Raw genomic sequence first — 18,314 nt, forward strand, 5'->3', positions numbered from 1 at the left:
GAAGGCTTGCGGTGGAAAGGCCATACGCGCCGAGCGCCAAACGGAGGCTCGATCCATTTTGGCAGTGTCGCAGAATTGATAGTCATTCGCCACGCCATATTCGGTGATATCTGAATATTTCTGAGGTAAGCATGTATAGCGCTGCTAGCGGCGCTATACATGGGAGCATCGCTATAAAGTAAAGGGTCGATTGCTCTGATTTCGTTGCTATGCGTTATGTGAAAGCTATGTGTGCTTGCAGGGCTATCTTTGTCAATTTGATGGGGTCATATGTCAACGTTTAGTTGACCGTTCCGAAATTCCGGTTTGGAGCGCTATTCTCGCGATGCGTAGTGCAAAACATCAGTTACGGAGTGTCGAGAGTGAAATACATTTCGGGCGAGAACGGCACGGCTGTGCTCGAACTCAGTCGGAGGAACCTGACCGTTCTGCTGGCGAAGTTGGACGACCCGCTTTCCGCGCGCGCGTTGGTCGCGCCGGATGGTCAGCTCATGGTCAGAGCTGTTGAAGAAGAGGGGTATGCAGCAGGCCGCCATGCCCAGTTGAGCGAGGGCGTAGTCCAGCTGACGCGCCGTGAAATCCTCTGTCTATTAACGAGTTTGGACCGTGGCTGCGGAACGCCCAGAGCGAAGCGCATCGGAAACGTATCGATTAGGGCGGTGGAGGACGCCGAGCATTACCGCGATCGGCGGCCAGGACAGGTGTGGATGCCATCGTCAGGGGAGCTGTTGTGAGCAGAGTGCCTGAGTGCCACCCCTACCCCCGACGTTGGCGACATGTCTAGCGACGACATCGTCCCGTCGGAACTCACCGAGAACGAGAAGGCGCGGCACCGCGCTGCGCATGCTGCATCCGCTGACCTACGCGCGGCGTTCGAGAGCGGCGACGACGACGAGCGTTACGCGGCCGCAGGGCAGTTCTTGCAGGCTATTTCGAAGCTTGATCCCACGACCCGCGACAAGCTGCACGTCCCCGATGACGCAGGGGAATACCGCTACGACCTCATCCGAATGATGCTGCGCATCCCCGATCGTTGGGGCCGCTGGATTAGATGCGCAGCCGGCTGGTATCCGCTGATCACGCAACTCGACCAGCAGTTGGCGGAACTCGACCCCGCCTATGAGCTATATCAGTGCAAGGAGAAGTTCGGCGAGCTGCGCTACTACGCGCACACCGAGCTCGAGGACATACGCAGTGCGTTCGACGACGCGATCAGCGCCGCGGAACGCCGCAGTGCCGTCACTTGCGAACTTTGCGGCCAGCCCGGAGCCTTGCATGTCGGGAGCTTCAGCTGGCTACGGACGCTGTGCTCGGCATGTGCGGTCACGCACAACTTCGGCTTGGTCGGAGAAACTGTCGAGGAACTCACTCCGGAGATGCGTGGCGTCTGGCGTGTGACCACGCGCGGCAGCGAGCACATTTGGGATCTGAACCGTGGTCGATATACACGTTTACCAGGCCCGACCAGTGGGTCCGGCGCCATGCTTGGCGACGGCGAATCCAATCGGATTACGCAGGTCGTTCGATGGCCGCGGGTCGGCGAACGATCACATGTCGTCTTCGACTGGGATGACGCGAGTGACCAGTGGAGGATAAGTAGCCCCATCTCGAAAATAGAGCGAATCCATTAACCGCGACACGACAATTGGCGCACGAGCAGTTCGCGACCCCTACGTCAGACGAGCAAATATCCGAGGCGTTGGGCGGCGCCGGCGATCCGCGTCGTCAGCCCAGGGTGAGTCAGCGGCAGGGACAGGACCGGCCGCATCGGCATGGCGGGTGCGGCCGGCGCGAACAATGCTATGCACCCTTGACCTGAGAAGCGGCTGTCATAGTGCACGCCATCCAGATCGGGGAAGGCCTCGACCATCCGGCGGGCCCAGCGTTGTGTGATCGAGTGCGGGCCGGTCGACAAGGCGTACGTTCCGCCGGCTCGGGTGGCCCACGATCCGGCACTGTGCACCGACACGTCCAGTAGGCGTAGCTCGCGACTGAACCGCAGCCCGGTCAGATAGGGAAGCTGGCGGAAGCGGTCGATGGTGCGGTCACCTTGGAAGGCCTCGGCGAGAGCATCGAGTGGGGACGCGGCGCCGTACCAGATCCCGTCGGCGGCGTGGTCGCGTCGCGGCGGAGGATGCGGGTCGAACCGCAGAACCGGCCCATAGGTGCGAAAAGTGTTCCATCCCAACACATGAGCGCCTTGGGTGCGGTGAACGCGCCACCACAAGGCGGCCGGCGTGATGAGACGGTATTCCTCGCTGCGGATGCCAATTACCTGCAATTGGGCTGCGGTGGGTGGGCCGGGTAGGCCGGAACTCACCGGCCGTACCAGTCAGAGGCCAGCGCAGCAGCCACGACGTTGCTGGCATCGCCGCCATCGCGCAGCCAGCTCAGCGGGGCCTGCGCGTGGCCGTCGAGCTCGAGTTCGGGCTGCGGGGTATGCAGGAAGCCGTCGACCGCTACCGGATGCAGATCTTCGGGCATCGCCTTGAACACTTCGGCCAGGCCGCGGACCTGCCGGAATGGCAGACCTGTCTTCGGGTCGCTCTCGAACTGAGAGATTGGGAACAGCCAGGTCTGACCGTCAGGGATCGCCCACAGTTCGCGGGCCAACCGCTTCTGCCGAACTCGGGAGTCGCTGAGACCCAACGCGGTTTTGACCTCAGTGCTGGTCAGTGCCTTCACTGCGAGCCGTCCTGCGTGGCCGGCGATTTCAGTACCGGCGGCGATGTAGGCCTCCGGGTCTTCGCCGAAGTCGGCGTCGTCGAGCAGCCGGGCTTCTTCCTCGGTGAGTGTGGTAGCCCAGGGTCGCACCGACGGCAGCGTTCTGAGGGCCGCTACGAAGTCGTCGCGGGTGATATCGAAGCGCTCGTGGAGCAGCTGGTCGAGCTCGCCGATTGTGCTCATCTCACGTACTCCTAACGAATTCTAACACCATGCTAGATACGTTAATCACGGTCCGCAAGGGAGTGGCCGGCGAAATGGTCAAGCAAGTCGACCCCGAGGAGATGCTGGCCTATCGGCGTGCGATACGTCACGTATCGTCCGGCGATACACTACGTATCAAGGTGGGAGGAGGTCATGATGGCCCTCGTTGTTGAAGAGATCGCATGCAAGGCCCTAATCCGCCAGGCTCGGGAACGACTGGGTGGCATCGAAGAGATGCGCGACGCCGCACAACTGAGCTTGGCCGGCATGAGTCAGAGAGAAATCGCCGAAGTCCTTAACACCACCCAACCGCGTGTGCATCGGATGCTGCGCGGCGCCAAGACGTTAGGCAAATCCACAACGCCCGAGGAAGTGATCCTTCGAGCCACCCTCGACGGGACCGCGCGGGAGCTGCTGGTCAAGGACCTCAGCAGCATGCATTACACCTTCGCGACGTACGCGCCGTCTCCGCACGAGGGGGCAATCCCGGGAACCTGGACCCAGGTTGGCGCCGCGCATGTGCGGGGCTTGCTCAGCGACGCGGAATACGAAGAAATCTGTGCCGCTGTCGGACCACCAACTCCGTAACTAGGTCCACGCTTTGAACTCGCTGCCTCCAAGACGGAGGGCAGCTTGACCGTCGTACCCCAACCTCGTCGAGACTGTCGGCACCTCCACCTACGATCCGAAGCAGCACCGTCAAGACCGCAGGGGAGCGCCGTGAAGCTCGAAGCATTCCGAGTCCAGAACTACAAGCGGGTCGAGGACACCGACTGGGTCTCCTGTGGCGACCTCACGGTCCTCGTCGGGAAGAACGAAGCAGGCAAATCCGCGATCCTGCGGGGCCTGTCCAAGCTCAACCCCTCCGATGGTGAAAAGTATGACGGCCTCCGCGAGTTTCCCCGCCGGCGCTACACCGACGAATTCGACCCGGACGACCCCGCTGAGGTCGCCAGTGCCCGGTTCTCGCTGACGGACGACGAGCGCGCCGAGTTGGCTGAGATCTCGCCACTGATAGCCGACGCGAAGACGGTCGTGATCACCAAGAACTACGGCAACACGTTCACGGTGGGGTTCGACCCGCACCCTGGTTCCGAACGGATGAGTGCGAGCGCAGTCAAGAAGACAGTCACCGCTGCGCTGGACACGTTCGCTGAGTCCGTCGCTCCGGACGGACACGGCGAGGAGTTCGGGCCACTCAAGTCGGAACTCACCGAGCAACTAACTGCGCTCGCCAATGCGCTGCCTTCGCCACTGAAACGAGCAACGGCGGAATCGGTCGAAGCGTTCTACTCCGCTGTCTCGGCGAAGGTCACCGAGGAGTGGCACAGGACAGCTCTCGCCAGTCTGCTCGACGCCTTCCGACCGCTGCGGGACGAAGCACGCAGCCGCGCGGCACTCGGGAACGCCCGCAACTGGGCCGTCGAGAACATGCCTCAGTTCATCTACTTCGACCGCTACGACGTGCTCGACAGCGCGGTCCACATCCCGACGTTCATGACTCAGCTCCGAGAGAACCCGCACGCCCCGCGCGTGCGGACTACGCGCGCACTGTTCCGCCACGTGAACCTGGACCCCCAACAACTGCATGAGCTCAACGGTGACGACACGCAGATCTCTCAGGAGGACATGAGGCGTCGAGTCGACGAGCGAGCCATTCTCACGTCCTCCGCCGGCCAGGCGATGACGGACAAGTTCTCCAAGTGGTGGCTCCAGCGACGCCACACCTTCCGCTACGACCTCGACGGCAACTTCTTCCGGGTCTGGGTCTCCGACGATCTCGACCCCAGCGAGATCGAACTCGACCAGCGGAGCCAGGGGATGCAGTACTTCTTCTCCTTCTTTCTGATCTTCCTCGTCGAGGCGGTTGACACCCACCGCAACAGCATCCTGCTCCTCGACGAGCCGGGGAACTCTCTGCACGGCACCGCGCAGGCCAAGATCATCGAGTTCCTGCGCACCATCTCCGACGACAACCAGGTGATCTACACGACGCACTCGCCGTTCATGATCGACGGCGACCACCTCGAAGAGATCCGGCCGGTGTGGGAGGACCGTGAAACCGGGTCCACCAAGATTTCCGAAGACGTCTGGCCGAAGGACAAGGACGCGCTCTTCCCGCTGCAGGCCGCGCTCGGGTACCAGTTGGCGCAGTCGCTCTTCATCTCTCGTTACCAGGTACTGGTCGAGGGGATCACCGACATGTGGATCGTCAAAGCCCTCGACGCCGCACTGCCCGCCACCGGACGCACGGGGCTTCGCGACGGGATCATCATCACTCCCGGCGGTGGTGCGGGGCGGGTGCTGCCGCTCGCTAGCATGCTCGTCGGCCACGAGGTACGGGCCGCGGCTCTACTCGACGGCGACGAGCCGGGCCGCAAGGAGGGCAGCAAGGTCGAGCGCGTGCTCGGCTACGACAACCGCGTCCTGTTCGTCGGGGACTTCACTCCCGACGGCAACGCCACCGGCGAGATCGAGGACCTGTTCCCTGACGACTACTTCATGGCCGCGGTGAAGGAGGCGTACCCCGGAAAGGACCTTCGCTTCAACGCCGACGAGAAGGGGATCCCGAACATCGTCGACCGGGTTGAAGCTCTGTTCGAGCGCAAGGGGCACGGTGGCTTCGAGAAGTGGAAGGTTGCCCGGATCCTCGCGGACGGCATCATGGCGGACCGGTCGAAGGTTCCGAGTGAGACCCTCGACGCTTTCGCGAACGTCGCGGTCGAGCTGAACAAGCTCGTCGAGGTCACGTCCTAATGCGGCTGTGACCCCGAGTGGTGTCGGCACTGCGAGAGCGGCACCCGAATCGTCGGCTGTTCGCGTACTACGAGGAGGCGCACGGATTCTGGGCATCGCTCGGCTGGGAGCGGTTTGACCACCCGGACGGTGAGCAGCTCCACCGGCCGCTGTTCATCAAGTAGAGGTAGCCGAGTGCTGGATCGTCTGATCGAGCAGCGTTTCGGGCCAGTCGGACGCGCCCCATCGGCGCACATGGTCCTGGGAAGGTGGCCATGTCGACCGGTTGGCCATCTTGTCAGTTGCAGGTGGACGGCGTCTGTGACGCGAGTAGTGTCCGGAGTCGGGCCGTCGAGCCAGCCACCCCACCGCCGGGGTTCCCCCTGCGCAAGCGCTTGTTCGCGAACGGCTAGCCGGCCTAGGGCTGAGGGGACTTGTATGAATCCATCTTCTGTCGGACCCAATCATTCAGCCTCCGCGTCTGCACTGGGGTACCTCCACCAAACTCGCTGGGGCCTTCTTGAACTCCTCCGGTCGAGGTCGGACGATCCCACTCGCAGCCTGACGATGGAGATGTACGACGACGTCGCCTGGGAGGAAGCGGGAACGCCAACGGACCTCAAGCAGCTGAAGCTGCATATCGGGTCTGCTTCTCCGAACCTCACCGACGCGTCGACCGATCTGTGGCGCACGCTACGAGTGTGGATGGACGACGCCTCGCCGGGCGATCCCTACGGTCCGGTGTTGAGCTTGATCACGACCAGCAGCGTGGGTGTGGACTCGGCCGCCTCATACCTTCGTACGGTCAACAGAGACCCCAAGATGGCACTGACCAAGTTGGAAGAGACAGCCCGCACGTCGACGTCGAAGGAAACCGAGACCTCGCGTAAACAGTTCCTGTCGCTGGGCGCCGCTGACCGTGCGGCGTTCATTGAACGAGTATTCGTAATTGATCAGTCGCCGGATTTGGATGGCGTTGACGAAGAGGTCGCCCTCACGCTGAGGTGGTTAGCGCCCAGCGAGCACTTTGACACGTTCATGGACCAGGTGTGGGGGTGGTGGAGCCGCACGTCCCTGAGGTTGCTTCAGGGACAGCGTGGACCCGTAACTGTCGCGGAGGCGCAATCGGCACTCGAACGCATTCGCGACGGCTACTCGAGGGAAAACCTCCCCATGCTGGTCGAAGTCGACGAACTACAAACTGACCCGTCGTCGCATCATGACCGGACGTACGTCAAGCAGCTGAAGTTGCTGCAGGTGAGCCCTCGGCCGATCGAGAAGGCGATCATCGACTACCAACGTGCCTACCTTCAGGAAACGCGGTGGTTGGACCGGCACCTGGTCGACCTCGAAGAGCTGGACCGGTTCACCGAGCGCCTCGTAGACGAGTGGGAGCGTGCTTATGACCACATGTGCGATCAGCTCCCCGGTGACGCCAGCGAGGACGATAAACGAGCCGCCGGACGTGCACTGTTGCACTCGCTATGCAACGAGTCTGCGCTCACTATCCGGGTGCGCTTTCAAGAACAGTTTCATGCTCGCGGCCGGAGACACGCGCTCGCTGACAACCGGACAATCGGCTGGTATCCGAACTTTGAAGAACATCTTGAAGAGGTGCTCCTCAAGACCAGCTAGTCAGAGTCGATAGGAGGATCCGCCGGCCGACACGCGTTCGGGTCCATCAACTTGGCGGGAGCGGCGACTCCGCATGACAGGATCGTCAGTTATGGAGCAGTGGAGCAGGCGAAACCCCGCGGTGGCAGATTTGCTGAACCCCGCACTTGTGGCGACGGTGGTCGCATCCGCAGCGGACCAGTACGAGCGCAACGTCGCCTTGCAGATGCCCTTCGAGCTGTCATTTCTGCTCACCCCGCTTGTCTTGCACCGAGACACCCGTCTATCGCTTCCTCGGAGCACCAACTCTCATCTCACCAAGTGGGTCTCAGACCACGCGGTGCTTGCCGCAGGGTTCGGTGCCCGCGCTAAGTCCCTCGCCGAGCCGACTAGGGAAGGCCTGCGCTTCGGAGTCCGAGAAGGTGCCATCGTGTTCGATGGCGCAACGATCACCGGCCACATGGGTTCGAAGCGCCCGGCACGAATCGGGGACGTTGCCGATGTCGTGAAGAAGGCCGGATTCGTCGGTAGGTGGTTCACGAAGCTTGATTCGCCGGCGACTGCGTTCGCTCTTCTCGGCGTCACGGTCTAGAGCCATGCAGTTACTCGGATTGGCGCTCTACGCACATGACGGACGTCGTCGAGACGTTCGATTCCGCCCAGGCCGGTTGAACATCGTGACGGGAGAGTCGAAGACCGGAAAGAGTGCGCTTCTGACCATCACCGAGTTCTGCCTCGGGCGAGCGAAGTTCCTGGTGCCCGCCGGTCCAATCACCGACCATGTTGCGTGGTACGGATCGCTGTGGCAGATCACTGACGACCCGCACGGGCCCCGCGCGTTCGCGGGCCGACCAGCTCCCCCGAAAGGGCAGGCGTCGGTGAGCCGAGCCATGCTGGCATTTGGAGGGCGCGAACTCGACTTTTTCGATTTCGCCGATCTCATTGAGAACACAGATGCCGATGGTCTCCGCCGAGAACTCGGTCGCCGGATCGGGATCTTGGAAAACGTGATCGAGTCTCGTGGACCGGGCGTCAGTCAGACGCCATTCGAGGCTGGTCTTGGGCACGCCGCGCTGCTGTGCTTCCAAGATCAGGGAGAGATCGCGAGCCAGAGCCTGCTGTTTCATCGACAAGGCGAGCACCCCATCGCGCAGCACCTCAAAGACACCATCCCCTACTTCCTTGGGGCGCTACCCGCCGACGCCGCGGCGTTGAAGGCTGCACTTCGTGACGCGATCCGTGCCCATCGACGTGCAGAGCAGCGACTGTTGGCTGCCGAGCAAGAGGCTGAGACAGCTGACGCTACCCTGCGTGGACTCCTGGCCGAGGCGTACGCGGCGGGCCTCACCACGGAGAATGAACTCATGGAGGGTGCACACATCGTTGCCGCCTTACGCGAGGCGCTCCACGCAGCGCGGACCGAGCCCGAGACCGCGGCCCAAGCGGCAGGCGCGGACGTCGACGATGTCGCGCTCCAAGACCGCCGGCGAGACCTGCTACGCCGACGTGGTGAGATCCGCGATGATCTAGAAACAGTGATGGACAGCAGAGCGCTGCTGCTTGAGCGGGCCGAATCCGAACGCGACTTCGAGACGGCGGTTGAACTGCACGCCGGACGCTTGACGAGTCTTGAATTGCTACCGCAGCAAGACCGCACGGGCGGTGACACGGATCAGTCGGCGGGAGTTTGCCCGCTGTGTTCCAGCGAGCTGGTTCACCCTGACCCGACGTCGTCGGCCCTCACTGAACGTCTGCAGGCCCTCCGCAGAGAGCTGGACCTTCTTGATGCTGCCCCAGAATCCCGCCGCCGGGTCCTCACCGAGCTTGAAGCCGAGGCGAACCGACTACGTCAGGAACTGATAGCGGTGGGGGGCGCGGTCGAGGCACTCAACTCGGCTGACGAAGCGATGCGTGCGCAACGCAACGCAATCGCGACCAGAAACTACACGCGCGGTCGTATCGAGGCGTTGTTGGGCGTGGTGACTTCCAGCACCGGTGAATCGCTGGATCGGCTGCGGAGGAGTGTTGAAGGGGCCGCGGAACGGGTTGACCAACTCCAGGCGGAACTCGACCCCGAAGCTGACCGCGAACAGCTCACTTCGCGCCTCAACATTGTCGGCAGGACGATGACTGAACTGGCCGAGCGGCTGGCGCTGGAGCACGTGGAGGAAGGTGTAAGACTCGACCTTGCGAACCTCACGGTCGTGACAGATACCAACACTGGACCGCTACCGCTTGTACGAATCGGAAGCGGAGCAAACTGGGTCGGATACCACCTTGCAACCCACCTTGCGCTGCACAAGTACTTCACCGAGAACAATCGGCCGGTGCCGCGATTCTTGATGATCGATCAGCCGACCCAGGCGTTCTACCCGTCGGACGTCGAGAAGAACGCAGGAACGGTCAACGACGCGGACCGCGAAGCCGTGCTGGCAATGTTCAGGGCGATGAGGGACGTTGCGGAAGAGTTGGCCCCCAGGATGCAGATCATCGTCAGCGACCATGCGAATCTCGTTGACGAGGATTGGTTCCAGGATTCGGTCGAGCACATCTGGCGCGGGGGCGAGGCTTTGGTGCCGGCGGAGTGGATACAGGACACCGAGCTGTGACGTCGGTACGAATGACGACGCCGAGCGGCACCTGCTTGACCTCGGGTGATTGTGGTTCGACTCTTTACCAGCTGAGATCGGCGATGGCATCCGTCCAATCGGAAGTGATTGGCTGGATCGGCGCGAGTCGGTCAGGGAAGTCCTTGTGCCGAGCCATCCGTGAGGTAGCCCCGTATCGAAACTTCCACTCGCCAGTCGGTGAAAACAAGCACGCGGCAACGACATCGAATCCGTCAGCCGGGTAGAACCGTGAAGCGGGGTCGCCCTTAGACGCGCGCGTTTTCTGCACCTCGACCCTGAATTCGCCTGCGGCCGTTGTCTTTGGGCTCGCGTTCTTGCACTCAACCCGTAGGCGTCGACCATCGGCCAACGTGACATTGAAGTCGTGCATCGCGTCGACATCCAAGCGCTCGACGTCGGAGATGCTGGGTGCTTCTAGAAGTAGCCGCTCTAAGTGGTACTCAGCCACTCCACCGCGTACTGCGACCGAAAGTCGATTGCGGCCGCCGATGATGTCGAGGATCTGCTCACTTGTAAGAGCAAACTGGTCTTCCAGGACATGTCGGCGCAGGGGTTCGTCGCCGGGCGTCTTGTCGGCAAGCGCGAGGGCTGCCGAGTAGCGCAGGGGCGGATCGAGTCGGAGAGAGGCCGCTCGGCGTTCCAATCGGGCGTAATCGACGAGACGATCGGGGGCAAATGCGACGACGGTCTCCAGATTCGTCGGGGAACGAGCTTCGGCCCTCTTGTTGCCGGGCCGGTTAACCTTCTCCCAAACATGCCATCCAGATTTCTGAGCCTGCCTGACCGCGGCCTCCTTGGCGTAGAAGGAGATGCCCATCGGCAACGGATCCCACAGGTTCGCGTCAAGCCCTAGAAACACGCCATCAGCAAGGTCTATCCCGAGAATCATTGTCACATCTACCCCAGCGACATCGCGACCGACTGGATGGTCGCGCAGCCACGTCTCCTCCGACCCATAGCGAAGCTGGCCGCGAACTTCGTCCGCCGGTCGGTTTCTAATGGTGTTCCGGGTGATCCGAAATGGATAGATGAGCATGCCGATCCGCTCATCGGAATCCATCTGCACACCAAGGTAGACGGGTGCACGATTCGGGTCGCTCGCGTACAGAACGCGACCGCCGCTTTTGCGAATCGCGTCGACGAGGAATGCGTGCAAGTCCGCACGACCCTGAACACGGTAGACCTCACCGAAGGCGCGGCCTGCAACCGACGCGTGTTCCAATCGCTGTCCCCTCAGCTTGACTGCGCAAGCTCGGCTCGTCCCGATTGCGCGTGTTCTCGGCAGATTGAGTCGACCTTACTGGCCTGATGCGCAATGGACCCGGAGGCGTGAGAACGACGTCAAAACGCGTCAGGAACGAGACATGACCAGGCAATACGCCGACTTGTGGGTGGCTCGTGGGAAGCTGAGCGCATGGCAGGCACGAATGACGTCGCGATCTCCCTTTTCTCGGGTGCAGGCGGACTCGACCTCGGAGCCGAACAGGCTGGATTTAAGGTGCGCGCCGCCGTTGAACGTGACAAAGACGCGGCGCTCACGATGGAGAAGAACTTCGATTCGCTTGCATCGCCAGTCATCCAGAACGACATCCTCGATACACCGACAAGCGACATCTTGAAAGCCGCCGGCCTGCGAAAGGGACAACGTCCCGACTTGTTGCTCGGCGGGCCGCCGTGCACGCCGTTCTCGAAGAGCGGGTTCTGGTTGGAATGGAAGCGAGCTGGGCTTGACCCAGACGCTTCCCTGCTTCAGGCATATACGCGAGTGCTAAGAGAGGCACGTCCCCGGGCGTTCGTGCTGGAAAACGTGTACGCGCTGACGTACAACAACACGGCCAGCCGCCCTGCCCTCACCAGGCTGCTGCGCGAAATCGACGAGGCTGGCTATGACTGCAATCTCGAAGTCTTGAACGCCGCAGACTTCGGCGTTCCGCAAGCCCGTCCGCGGCTCTTCATAGTTGGAGCGCCGAAGGGTAACCCAACACCGACGCATCCAGACCCCACTCATGGGGGGAGATGGGAACGCCGTCATACAGGCCGTGCCGATCGTCCGCATGTCACTGCCGGGGAGGCGCTCCAAGGATTAGTCAGCGACCCTGAGCGGGAGGAGGTGCACCGCGGGCAGTACGGGCACCTGCTTGCTGAGATTCCTCCGGGAGGGAACTACCTCCACTACACGGAAGAGCGTGGGCACCGAGACCCTCAGTTCGCCTGGCGCAGTCGATACTGGTCCTTTCTGCTCAAGCTGGACCCCAACAAGCCCTCGCCGACGATTCAGGCGCGGCCAGGTCCCAACGTCGGGCCGTTCCACTGGGAAAATCGCCGGTTGCGTGTGGCTGAGGTGAAGCGGCTCTTTACCTTTCCTGACAGTTTTGAATTGGTCGGGACAAGGGCAAGTGTCCAGGCCCAGCTGGGTAATTCTGTGCCTCCACTTCTATCCCAGCACGTTGTAGCATCCGTTAAAAAGTGTGTCGTCAGGTGAGCCTTCGCACCCAGCGGGAAGATAAGCAGTGCATCAAACAATGGCACGTGCGAGCTGGGCTGCGAAGCCTGGTCCGCTGTTCACCAGTACATAACCGCCACCCAAGCCACCCTGATTGCAGAACGTTCGTCGTCGTCGCACCTTCCGGTGTGTCACCACCCCAGTCTCTTCGTCGACACGCGGGACCATGCGGACAACCGTGCGTGGGATCACGGAGGTGGGGAACCGGTTGTCTGAATCTCCGTACGCGGCCTGACTGCGTGACCATCGCCGCACGATCCGACGAGCAGTCAGGTACGCGACTTGGGCGACCTCGACCACTGCGATGGCCTTTTTGAGTCCGTACACGCCCCAGAACCGTCCGGGGCCGCGCCCCGGTTGTCGCCACGGTTCGGGAACGATGTGTTGATACTCCTTATCTCCGTTCATGTTTGGTGATGAGTGCTTGGTGAAGTAGATTGCCAACCGCTTCGGATCGCAGGCTTTCAAACCGCTGAGAACGTCGATGGCGATGCCGGCCGACCGGTGGCGGGCTTTCTGTACAGGGTCGGGATGGTCGACAATCTCAGCCCACACGGCGGACAACCACTGAGCAAAACTGAGCCCCGAGCGGCCCGGTGACATCGGTGGTGCCATCCAGAGGTGAATGTGCGGAGCACCGCGCCGTTGGAACTCAAGCTTCCAGATGTAGCGAGCCGGCTCTCCGTACTCCCGTTGAAAGCGTTTGCGCCACAACACCATATGTCGCTTCACGCTTGCTCCGTCCGGTGCGGTGACCTCCCAGTCGCCGGGATAAGTCAACGTCACCATGGCCGGGATGTGGCCGGACTCGACCATTGGGCTGTAGTCGAGTTCGGCGAAGGTGCGGCACATCATTGAGCGTGACTTGCGTGACCACTCGCTGATCGTCGCGCCGTGGCCAGGTTCGGATGGTGGCAACGAATCACGTTGCGCCAGTGCAATTACAGCTTCGGGCTCGAGCTGACGCGCTCGTTCGTAGGTGTCTTTGACCCGGACCTCGTATTCATCGACTTCGGCCGCATGCCGTCCCACGCTCCGTTCGGCGGCTCTCTCGGCTCGAACGGGATTGGTCCAACCGAGCCGGACGACACCGGGACCGACCGTGATGCGGAACCGTCCGGATTCAGGTTCGGTACCTCGTCGGCTGCGACCACGTGCCCATGGTGCTGCGGGTTCGAACAATGCCGCTGCCGCGGTGACCATTTCGGGGCTCGGGAAGCGCAGCCCTAACGCGTCGATCGCTCGCAGCTCGCCGGTCGCGATTTCGTCGCCGACCGACTCGCGGACATTTTTGGCACATATAACAAGCCCGTGCGCGCGGGTCCCGAACGCGCTTGCTGCTACCGCTGGGCTCTCGCTCCCGCCGCCGCGCTCCGGCGATCGGCTGACGCTGCGCTGGCCTGCGCGCGGCGCTGGCGCGCCGTGCTCGGCCCACCCCTCTCCGCCTCCGCGCTCTGGCGTCCGCTCGTTCGCATTGCTATCGGTACTCGGGTAAGGCACGCTGGATGCCGACGTGGGCATGTGCCGTGCTCCGTCCTGGGAGCCTCCGACACCATCCGCCTGCGAAACGAGAGCGGTGCTGGGGGCTTTTCCCGTTCAGGAGTTGGATCAGTGAAACGGAACAGCCCGGGAGTGGGCCTCTAGTGGGCCGAATACCCAGAGTGGGCCGGTATAGCTGGTCTGGTCACACCGGCAATGTCCGGTGTGACCAGTACGGAAGCTTCAGTGGCGTAACCTCAACCGCCTGAAAAGCGGAAGGTCGCCGGTTCGATCCCGGCCCTGGCCACTTCAAGAACCACCTGCTGACGGGTGGTTTTTCTCGTTTCTAGGGTGCTGCCGCGCGGACTCGAATCTGACACACCCAACGCGCCCTTCTTCTTGCCCGTCGTGATCGACCCGAGCAAGCGTGATCGTCAGCAGCCCCCGCCACAGCCGCCCCCACCGCCGCAACCGCCACCCCCGCAGCCGCTGTGCCCACCACCGCAGCCTGAGTGCGCCCCGTGGCCTCCGTCGCCGCAGCCGGAGAAGTCGGCACCGACCGCCCAGCCGGCAGCTCCGGCGTCGGCGCCAGGCCCGAAGCTTCCGCCGCGGGTAGTTCCAAGGCGCTGAAGCCCCCGTCGCTTGACGGCTGCGAAGAACAAAATGATCGCCGCGTCGAACGCGATGACCACCACCGGAATCGTCCACCACATGATCGCGTCCTTCCGCACGTGTACGTCTTACGGGACGAAGCGGACCATCACCGCGGCGCTACCGATCCCAACTCCGGTGTCGTGGCCGCCGCGTACCTTCATCGCCGTCAGCCGGCGGACATGGCTCGCGCATCACCACCCAGAGCGAGCCCGAACCAGATGCGGTACTGCCACTCCTCAGGCTCACCGTGGCGATCGACGTACATGCCCCGGATTCGCTCGGCGCTGGCGTCAGCGGATAGACCCCAGTCCGGGGTCTCGGCTCCGTCGCCCGGCAGATCCCCCACGCTGACCAGACCCTCTTCGAGTAGCGCGCGCACCACACTCGTCACCAAGTCGAACCGTTCGCCGTCGTTCGCCGCGAGCTGCTGTTGGGTCACGATCTGATCGACCTCGATCATGGGCACCCAGTCGTACGCTGCGGCGTCCAGGATCTCGCCGCGCAACGTGTCCTGCGCTCCGCGCCCGGGCTCTCCAGATGAGGTCATTCGGCCCGGGTCGGGCGAGGCGCCCACACCCGGCTCCACAATTCACGAATCGCAATGCCGACCAGCACCAGCGCGAACACGATCAGCAAGTTCAACTTGAGACCACCGCCGAATCCGGTGCCGTGGTAGAGCGCACTGAGGATGATGGCCCCGCCGGTGATCGGCGCGAGAATCGTGGCAATGCCTGTCGGCCATCTCGCGACGGATATCGCTTCGACCACGGCGGCTATCGCGGTGATGGCCAGCGCCACGACCGCGACGGTCGAGAGGACGTTCATGATGAAGAACCCATCGTTCAGCGACGAGGGCGGATGGCCGGTCAGCGGCTCGTACGCTGTCCAGCCAAAGTCTTTGTGCCCCAACCCGACTCCGAATATCGACTCGTCGTAGTCGGCGTACCGCCGCGGCAGGCCGAAGTTCATTGGCGCTGAATTCATCTCTGTCATGAGACGAGCGACGACGAACACCCACCACGACACAGCCCCGGTGACGTGAGCGATCCGAGCCGTAACGAAGCGCCGACCGTGGAGTTCAACGCAGCTCATCCGAATACCGGCGCGCCGTTCGGGCCGATCTGTGGCGCCGGCATGAAGCAGCGAGTCATAGTTCGTCGTCTTCGTCTTCAAGCCGCGGGCGTGGCTTGAGCATCACGACCACTGCCCAGATCACGCCGCCGATCAGCCCCGCGACGATCGCCAAGAAAACCAGCTGTCCCGCCAAGTAGTCCATCGCATCCCCCTGCCCCCGAAACCAAGGATAAGGCGATCACCGGCATGGTTCCCGCGGACATTTGGGCGTCTCCCGCTGCGGTGATCGCGGGACGGAACACGCGCACTCACTCCGCCAACTCGCGGGTGTACTTCTAACCGCGGGCATCGGGCTATGTTGGCCATTGAACGGGTGAAAGCGTGGCGATGATGGCCGGTCTCCTTCGGATGGACACGTACCTGGCGGCGTGCGGGGCTATGGCCATCGGCCTGTCGCCGGCAGCCGGCGCCGACGCTGCTTTCGACCCGACCGGGAACCGATCAGGTGGGCCGGTACCGACGGTCAATGGGGTGCCCTGTGTCGGCGGCGGCCTGGGTGCTTGCCTGAGCATGACGCAGAACCGTCCGCCCACGTCGGTGCCGCAGTCCGGTGTGGGCCACAGTCCGACGGTGCGCCGCTGAGCTGCGAGCTGCCCAAACGCACAGCCCGCGGCCGATGAGTCCCGCTGGGTAAGGTGCTCGCAATGACCAATTTCCCGGAGCCGGCCGACGACCTCGAGCCGCAGCTCGAACCGGTCGCCGCCCGGCTCCTCGATGCGCAGGTGGCGTTCGCCATGCAGCAGCTGCGCGGCGAGAACTACCACAGCCTGGTCCTCGATGAGATCGAGCACGCGCTGCTGGAGGCGTCGGAGATCACGCTGTCCGACGCGGTGACCCCCACCATGATCAAGAACGTCGCCGCGAAGTACGCCGTGCAGGTGCCGGTGGAGGGCGGCATCGCGGAACTGGTCAGTGAGATCGCCACCCGGCTGTTTCGGCTCACCGCCGCCTCGGATACCCGTTTCGGCGACGTCATCGACGGCCGGCGGTTCAGCGAGCTCAGTGCGATGGTGGTCGAGATGGGCGTCACCCAGCGGCTCCTGGAACGCATTCTGAACAGCGAGGCGTTCACCGAATTCTGCGTGACTCTGGTGCAGCACTCGCTCGCCGAATCCGTCACGCAGGGAGGCAGGTCGCTGGCTCGCGGCCGACTGGGCCGCGTGTTTGGCGCAGTCGGTGCCCGGATGCCGCAGGGCCCGGTCGAACGGTTGGAGCTGCGCGCCGAAGTTCTGGCGCGCCGTGGCGCCCGCTTTCTGCTCGCCCACACGCACGCGGACGAAGACGTGCTCGCCGCGGCGCTCAACGAGCTGTGGCGCAGCAACCTCGACAGCCCGCTGTCGTCGGCGGTTTCGGTGATCTCAGCCGACGATGTCGAGGACGCCGTCGTGCCGATCTACGAGTTCTGGCGTACTTTCCGCGACACCGATTACTTCCGCACGCTCCTCGATGAGGGCATCGACCACGTCTTCGAAAAGTACGGGGATGTCAGCCTTTACGATCTGCTGCTCGATCTCGGCGTGGGTCGTGAGGACATGATCGAGGAAGCACTGCGCTTCGGCCCACCGGTGATCGCGCTGCTCGACGAGCGCGGCTATCTGGAGTCTGTTTTGCGGCGCCGCCTCATCCCGTTCTATGTCTCGGATCAGTTCCGGGAGGCTTTGGCGGGCCACTGAGCCGTTTGGCCGCGCAGCACCCGGGTAACCACCCGTCATGGCTTCTGACAGACAGCCGAACCAGGCACCTCCGGACCCGGATCCGACGTTGACGCCGGGCCTGGCACCTGGCGGCGGCACTGAACCCGGTGATACGCCGCCCGATTCCGGGCAGGAATCGGCGACGAGCAACCCCGATCCGACCCCACCGGCCGGCGGCCCCAAAAAGCTGATCGCGCCGACAGTGGTGATCGCGATCTACGTCCTCGTCTTCCTCACCATCGCGATCCTGTTCATCCTGAAGCTCGTCGGCGTCTTCAACTGACTACTTGTACGGCGGATACGGCGCCGAGTGCAGCACGCGGGCCAGGTGTGCGGCGTTGCGGGCCGCGGCCGCGGTGGCCGACGCCACGGCTTCGGGTACCTCGTCGAGGTCGTTGTAGTCCGTCGACTCCATCGCGGCGCCGTTCCAGTACGTGCACCCCTGGGCGGGGATGTTGAAGCCAATGTCGTTGAGCCCCTGGAAGATGTTGAGCCCCTGGAAGATATCGGCGACGGTCTTGTGGGCGCCGTCCTCGTTGCCGACGACGCTGACGATCGCGACTTTCTGCGAGACGGCCGGTCGGCCCTGATCGTCCTTGTTGGACAGCTCAGCGTCGAGGCGCTCGAGAACCCGCTGCGCGACCGATGACGGGTGCCCCAGCCAGATGGGCGTGCTGATCAGCAGGATGTCGGACTCGAGGACCTGGGCCCGGATCTGTGGCCACTGATCGCTGTCGCCCATGTCGGCCTCGACTCCGGGAGCGATGTTGAAGTCGACGCACCGGACGGTTTCGCACGCGACGCCCTGATCCCGCAACACGGCCAGGACATTCTCGGCGATGAGGTCACTGCTCGACGGTGCCGGGCCCGGCTTGAGAGTGCAGATCAGTGCGGTCGCGCGGAGGGGCGTTGGTTGGGTCATGACGAGCGGGTACCCGGGCT

The 18,314-nt window shown here is 63.2% G+C and carries 20 protein-coding genes and 1 tRNA gene; 13 read left to right on the forward strand and 8 right to left on the reverse strand.

Annotated features, from left to right (window positions below):
- The first annotated feature begins 362 nt into the window (after positions 1-362).
- Entirely contained in the window at positions 363-734 is a 372-nt protein-coding gene (locus tag ACJEIK_RS02965; RefSeq protein WP_409431018.1) for a hypothetical protein, read from the forward strand.
- A gap of 42 nt (positions 735-776) precedes the next feature.
- Positions 777-1,631 (forward strand): hypothetical protein, encoded by an 855-nt coding sequence (locus ACJEIK_RS02970; protein ID WP_409431019.1) that lies wholly within the window; start codon positions 777-779, stop codon positions 1,629-1,631.
- Between the two features lie 44 nt (positions 1,632-1,675).
- Here the strand turns inward: ACJEIK_RS02970 and ACJEIK_RS02975 are convergent, their stop codons facing one another.
- Positions 1,676-2,320, reverse strand: coding sequence for an RES family NAD+ phosphorylase (locus ACJEIK_RS02975; RefSeq protein ID WP_409431020.1), 645 nt, complete (start codon positions 2,318-2,320; stop codon positions 1,676-1,678).
- Positions 2,317-2,907 carry a hypothetical protein gene (locus tag ACJEIK_RS02980; RefSeq protein ID WP_409431021.1) on the reverse strand — a complete coding sequence of 197 codons (591 nt, stop codon included), beginning with the start codon at positions 2,905-2,907 and terminating at the stop codon, positions 2,317-2,319. Before ACJEIK_RS02980 ends, ACJEIK_RS02975 begins: the two co-directional genes overlap by 4 nt.
- 174 nt (positions 2,908-3,081) lie before the next feature.
- On the opposite strand from ACJEIK_RS02980, the gene ACJEIK_RS02985 reads away from it, so the two are divergent.
- From ACJEIK_RS02985 to ACJEIK_RS03010, 6 genes are all read left to right on the forward strand, one after another.
- Positions 3,082-3,516, forward strand: coding sequence for a hypothetical protein (locus tag ACJEIK_RS02985; RefSeq protein WP_409431022.1), 435 nt, complete (start codon positions 3,082-3,084; stop codon positions 3,514-3,516).
- Between the two features lie 132 nt (positions 3,517-3,648).
- On the forward strand, positions 3,649-5,685 hold the full coding sequence (locus tag ACJEIK_RS02990) for an AAA family ATPase (protein ID WP_409431023.1): 2,037 nt from the start codon (positions 3,649-3,651) through the stop codon (positions 5,683-5,685).
- A 20-nt stretch (positions 5,686-5,705) separates the two neighbouring features.
- On the forward strand, positions 5,706-5,849 hold the full coding sequence (locus tag ACJEIK_RS02995) for a hypothetical protein (protein ID WP_409431024.1): 144 nt from the start codon (positions 5,706-5,708) through the stop codon (positions 5,847-5,849).
- A 382-nt stretch (positions 5,850-6,231) separates the two neighbouring features.
- Positions 6,232-7,299: an ABC-three component system protein gene (locus tag ACJEIK_RS03000; protein ID WP_409431025.1), complete on the forward strand. Its 1,068-nt coding sequence runs from the start codon at positions 6,232-6,234 to the stop codon at positions 7,297-7,299.
- A 91-nt stretch (positions 7,300-7,390) separates the two neighbouring features.
- Entirely contained in the window at positions 7,391-7,870 is a 480-nt protein-coding gene (locus ACJEIK_RS03005) for a three component ABC system middle component (RefSeq protein WP_409431026.1), read from the forward strand.
- 85 nt (positions 7,871-7,955) lie between these two features.
- Positions 7,956-9,887, forward strand: coding sequence for a DUF3732 domain-containing protein (locus ACJEIK_RS03010; protein WP_409431027.1), 1,932 nt, complete (start codon positions 7,956-7,958; stop codon positions 9,885-9,887).
- 64 nt (positions 9,888-9,951) lie between these two features.
- On the opposite strand, the gene ACJEIK_RS03015 is transcribed toward ACJEIK_RS03010, so the two are convergent.
- Positions 9,952-11,064 carry a hypothetical protein gene (locus ACJEIK_RS03015; protein WP_409431028.1) on the reverse strand — a complete coding sequence of 371 codons (1,113 nt, stop codon included), beginning with the start codon at positions 11,062-11,064 and terminating at the stop codon, positions 9,952-9,954.
- A 258-nt stretch (positions 11,065-11,322) separates the two neighbouring features.
- On the opposite strand from ACJEIK_RS03015, the gene ACJEIK_RS03020 reads away from it, so the two are divergent.
- Positions 11,323-12,390 (forward strand): DNA cytosine methyltransferase, encoded by a 1,068-nt coding sequence (locus tag ACJEIK_RS03020; protein WP_409431029.1) that lies wholly within the window; start codon positions 11,323-11,325, stop codon positions 12,388-12,390.
- Positions 12,391-12,423: 33 nt separating this feature from the next.
- On the opposite strand, the gene ACJEIK_RS03025 is transcribed toward ACJEIK_RS03020, so the two are convergent.
- On the reverse strand, positions 12,424-13,932 hold the full coding sequence (locus ACJEIK_RS03025) for a hypothetical protein (protein WP_409431030.1): 1,509 nt from the start codon (positions 13,930-13,932) through the stop codon (positions 12,424-12,426).
- Positions 13,933-14,129: 197 nt separating this feature from the next.
- Here ACJEIK_RS03025 and ACJEIK_RS03030 point away from each other — a divergent pair.
- Positions 14,130-14,197 (forward strand) — tRNA-Phe (locus tag ACJEIK_RS03030).
- A gap of 513 nt (positions 14,198-14,710) precedes the next feature.
- Here ACJEIK_RS03030 and ACJEIK_RS03035 read toward each other — a convergent pair.
- Genes ACJEIK_RS03035 through ACJEIK_RS03045 form a run of 3 tightly spaced genes read right to left on the reverse strand, consistent with a single transcriptional unit; the run spans position 14,711 to position 15,820 of the window.
- Positions 14,711-15,091, reverse strand: a complete 381-nt coding sequence (locus tag ACJEIK_RS03035) for a hypothetical protein (protein ID WP_234880517.1) — start codon at positions 15,089-15,091, stop codon at positions 14,711-14,713.
- A complete protein-coding gene (locus tag ACJEIK_RS03040; RefSeq protein WP_138247888.1) occupies positions 15,088-15,636 on the reverse strand; it encodes a hypothetical protein in 549 nt (182 codons plus the stop codon). Before ACJEIK_RS03040 ends, ACJEIK_RS03035 begins: the two co-directional genes overlap by 4 nt.
- 55 nt (positions 15,637-15,691) lie before the next feature.
- A complete protein-coding gene (locus ACJEIK_RS03045; protein ID WP_268815721.1) occupies positions 15,692-15,820 on the reverse strand; it encodes a hypothetical protein in 129 nt (42 codons plus the stop codon).
- A 188-nt stretch (positions 15,821-16,008) separates the two neighbouring features.
- On the opposite strand from ACJEIK_RS03045, the gene ACJEIK_RS03050 reads away from it, so the two are divergent.
- From ACJEIK_RS03050 to ACJEIK_RS03060, 3 genes are all read left to right on the forward strand, one after another.
- Complete coding sequence (locus ACJEIK_RS03050; RefSeq protein WP_234880520.1) at positions 16,009-16,260, forward strand: hypothetical protein; 252 nt, start codon at positions 16,009-16,011, stop codon at positions 16,258-16,260.
- A 62-nt stretch (positions 16,261-16,322) separates the two neighbouring features.
- Positions 16,323-17,351: a hypothetical protein gene (locus ACJEIK_RS03055; RefSeq protein ID WP_409431031.1), complete on the forward strand. Its 1,029-nt coding sequence runs from the start codon at positions 16,323-16,325 to the stop codon at positions 17,349-17,351.
- Between the two features lie 37 nt (positions 17,352-17,388).
- Complete coding sequence (locus tag ACJEIK_RS03060; RefSeq protein WP_135355531.1) at positions 17,389-17,655, forward strand: DUF6480 family protein; 267 nt, start codon at positions 17,389-17,391, stop codon at positions 17,653-17,655.
- On the opposite strand, the gene ACJEIK_RS03065 is transcribed toward ACJEIK_RS03060, so the two are convergent.
- A complete protein-coding gene (locus tag ACJEIK_RS03065; protein WP_138247877.1) occupies positions 17,656-18,294 on the reverse strand; it encodes a flavodoxin family protein in 639 nt (212 codons plus the stop codon). It lies immediately after the preceding gene.
- Positions 18,295-18,314 lie beyond the last annotated feature (20 nt).

The sequence above is a fragment of the Mycobacterium sp. SMC-16 genome (assembly GCF_046250085.1).
GTDB classification, from domain to species: domain Bacteria; phylum Actinomycetota; class Actinomycetes; order Mycobacteriales; family Mycobacteriaceae; genus Mycobacterium; species Mycobacterium phocaicum.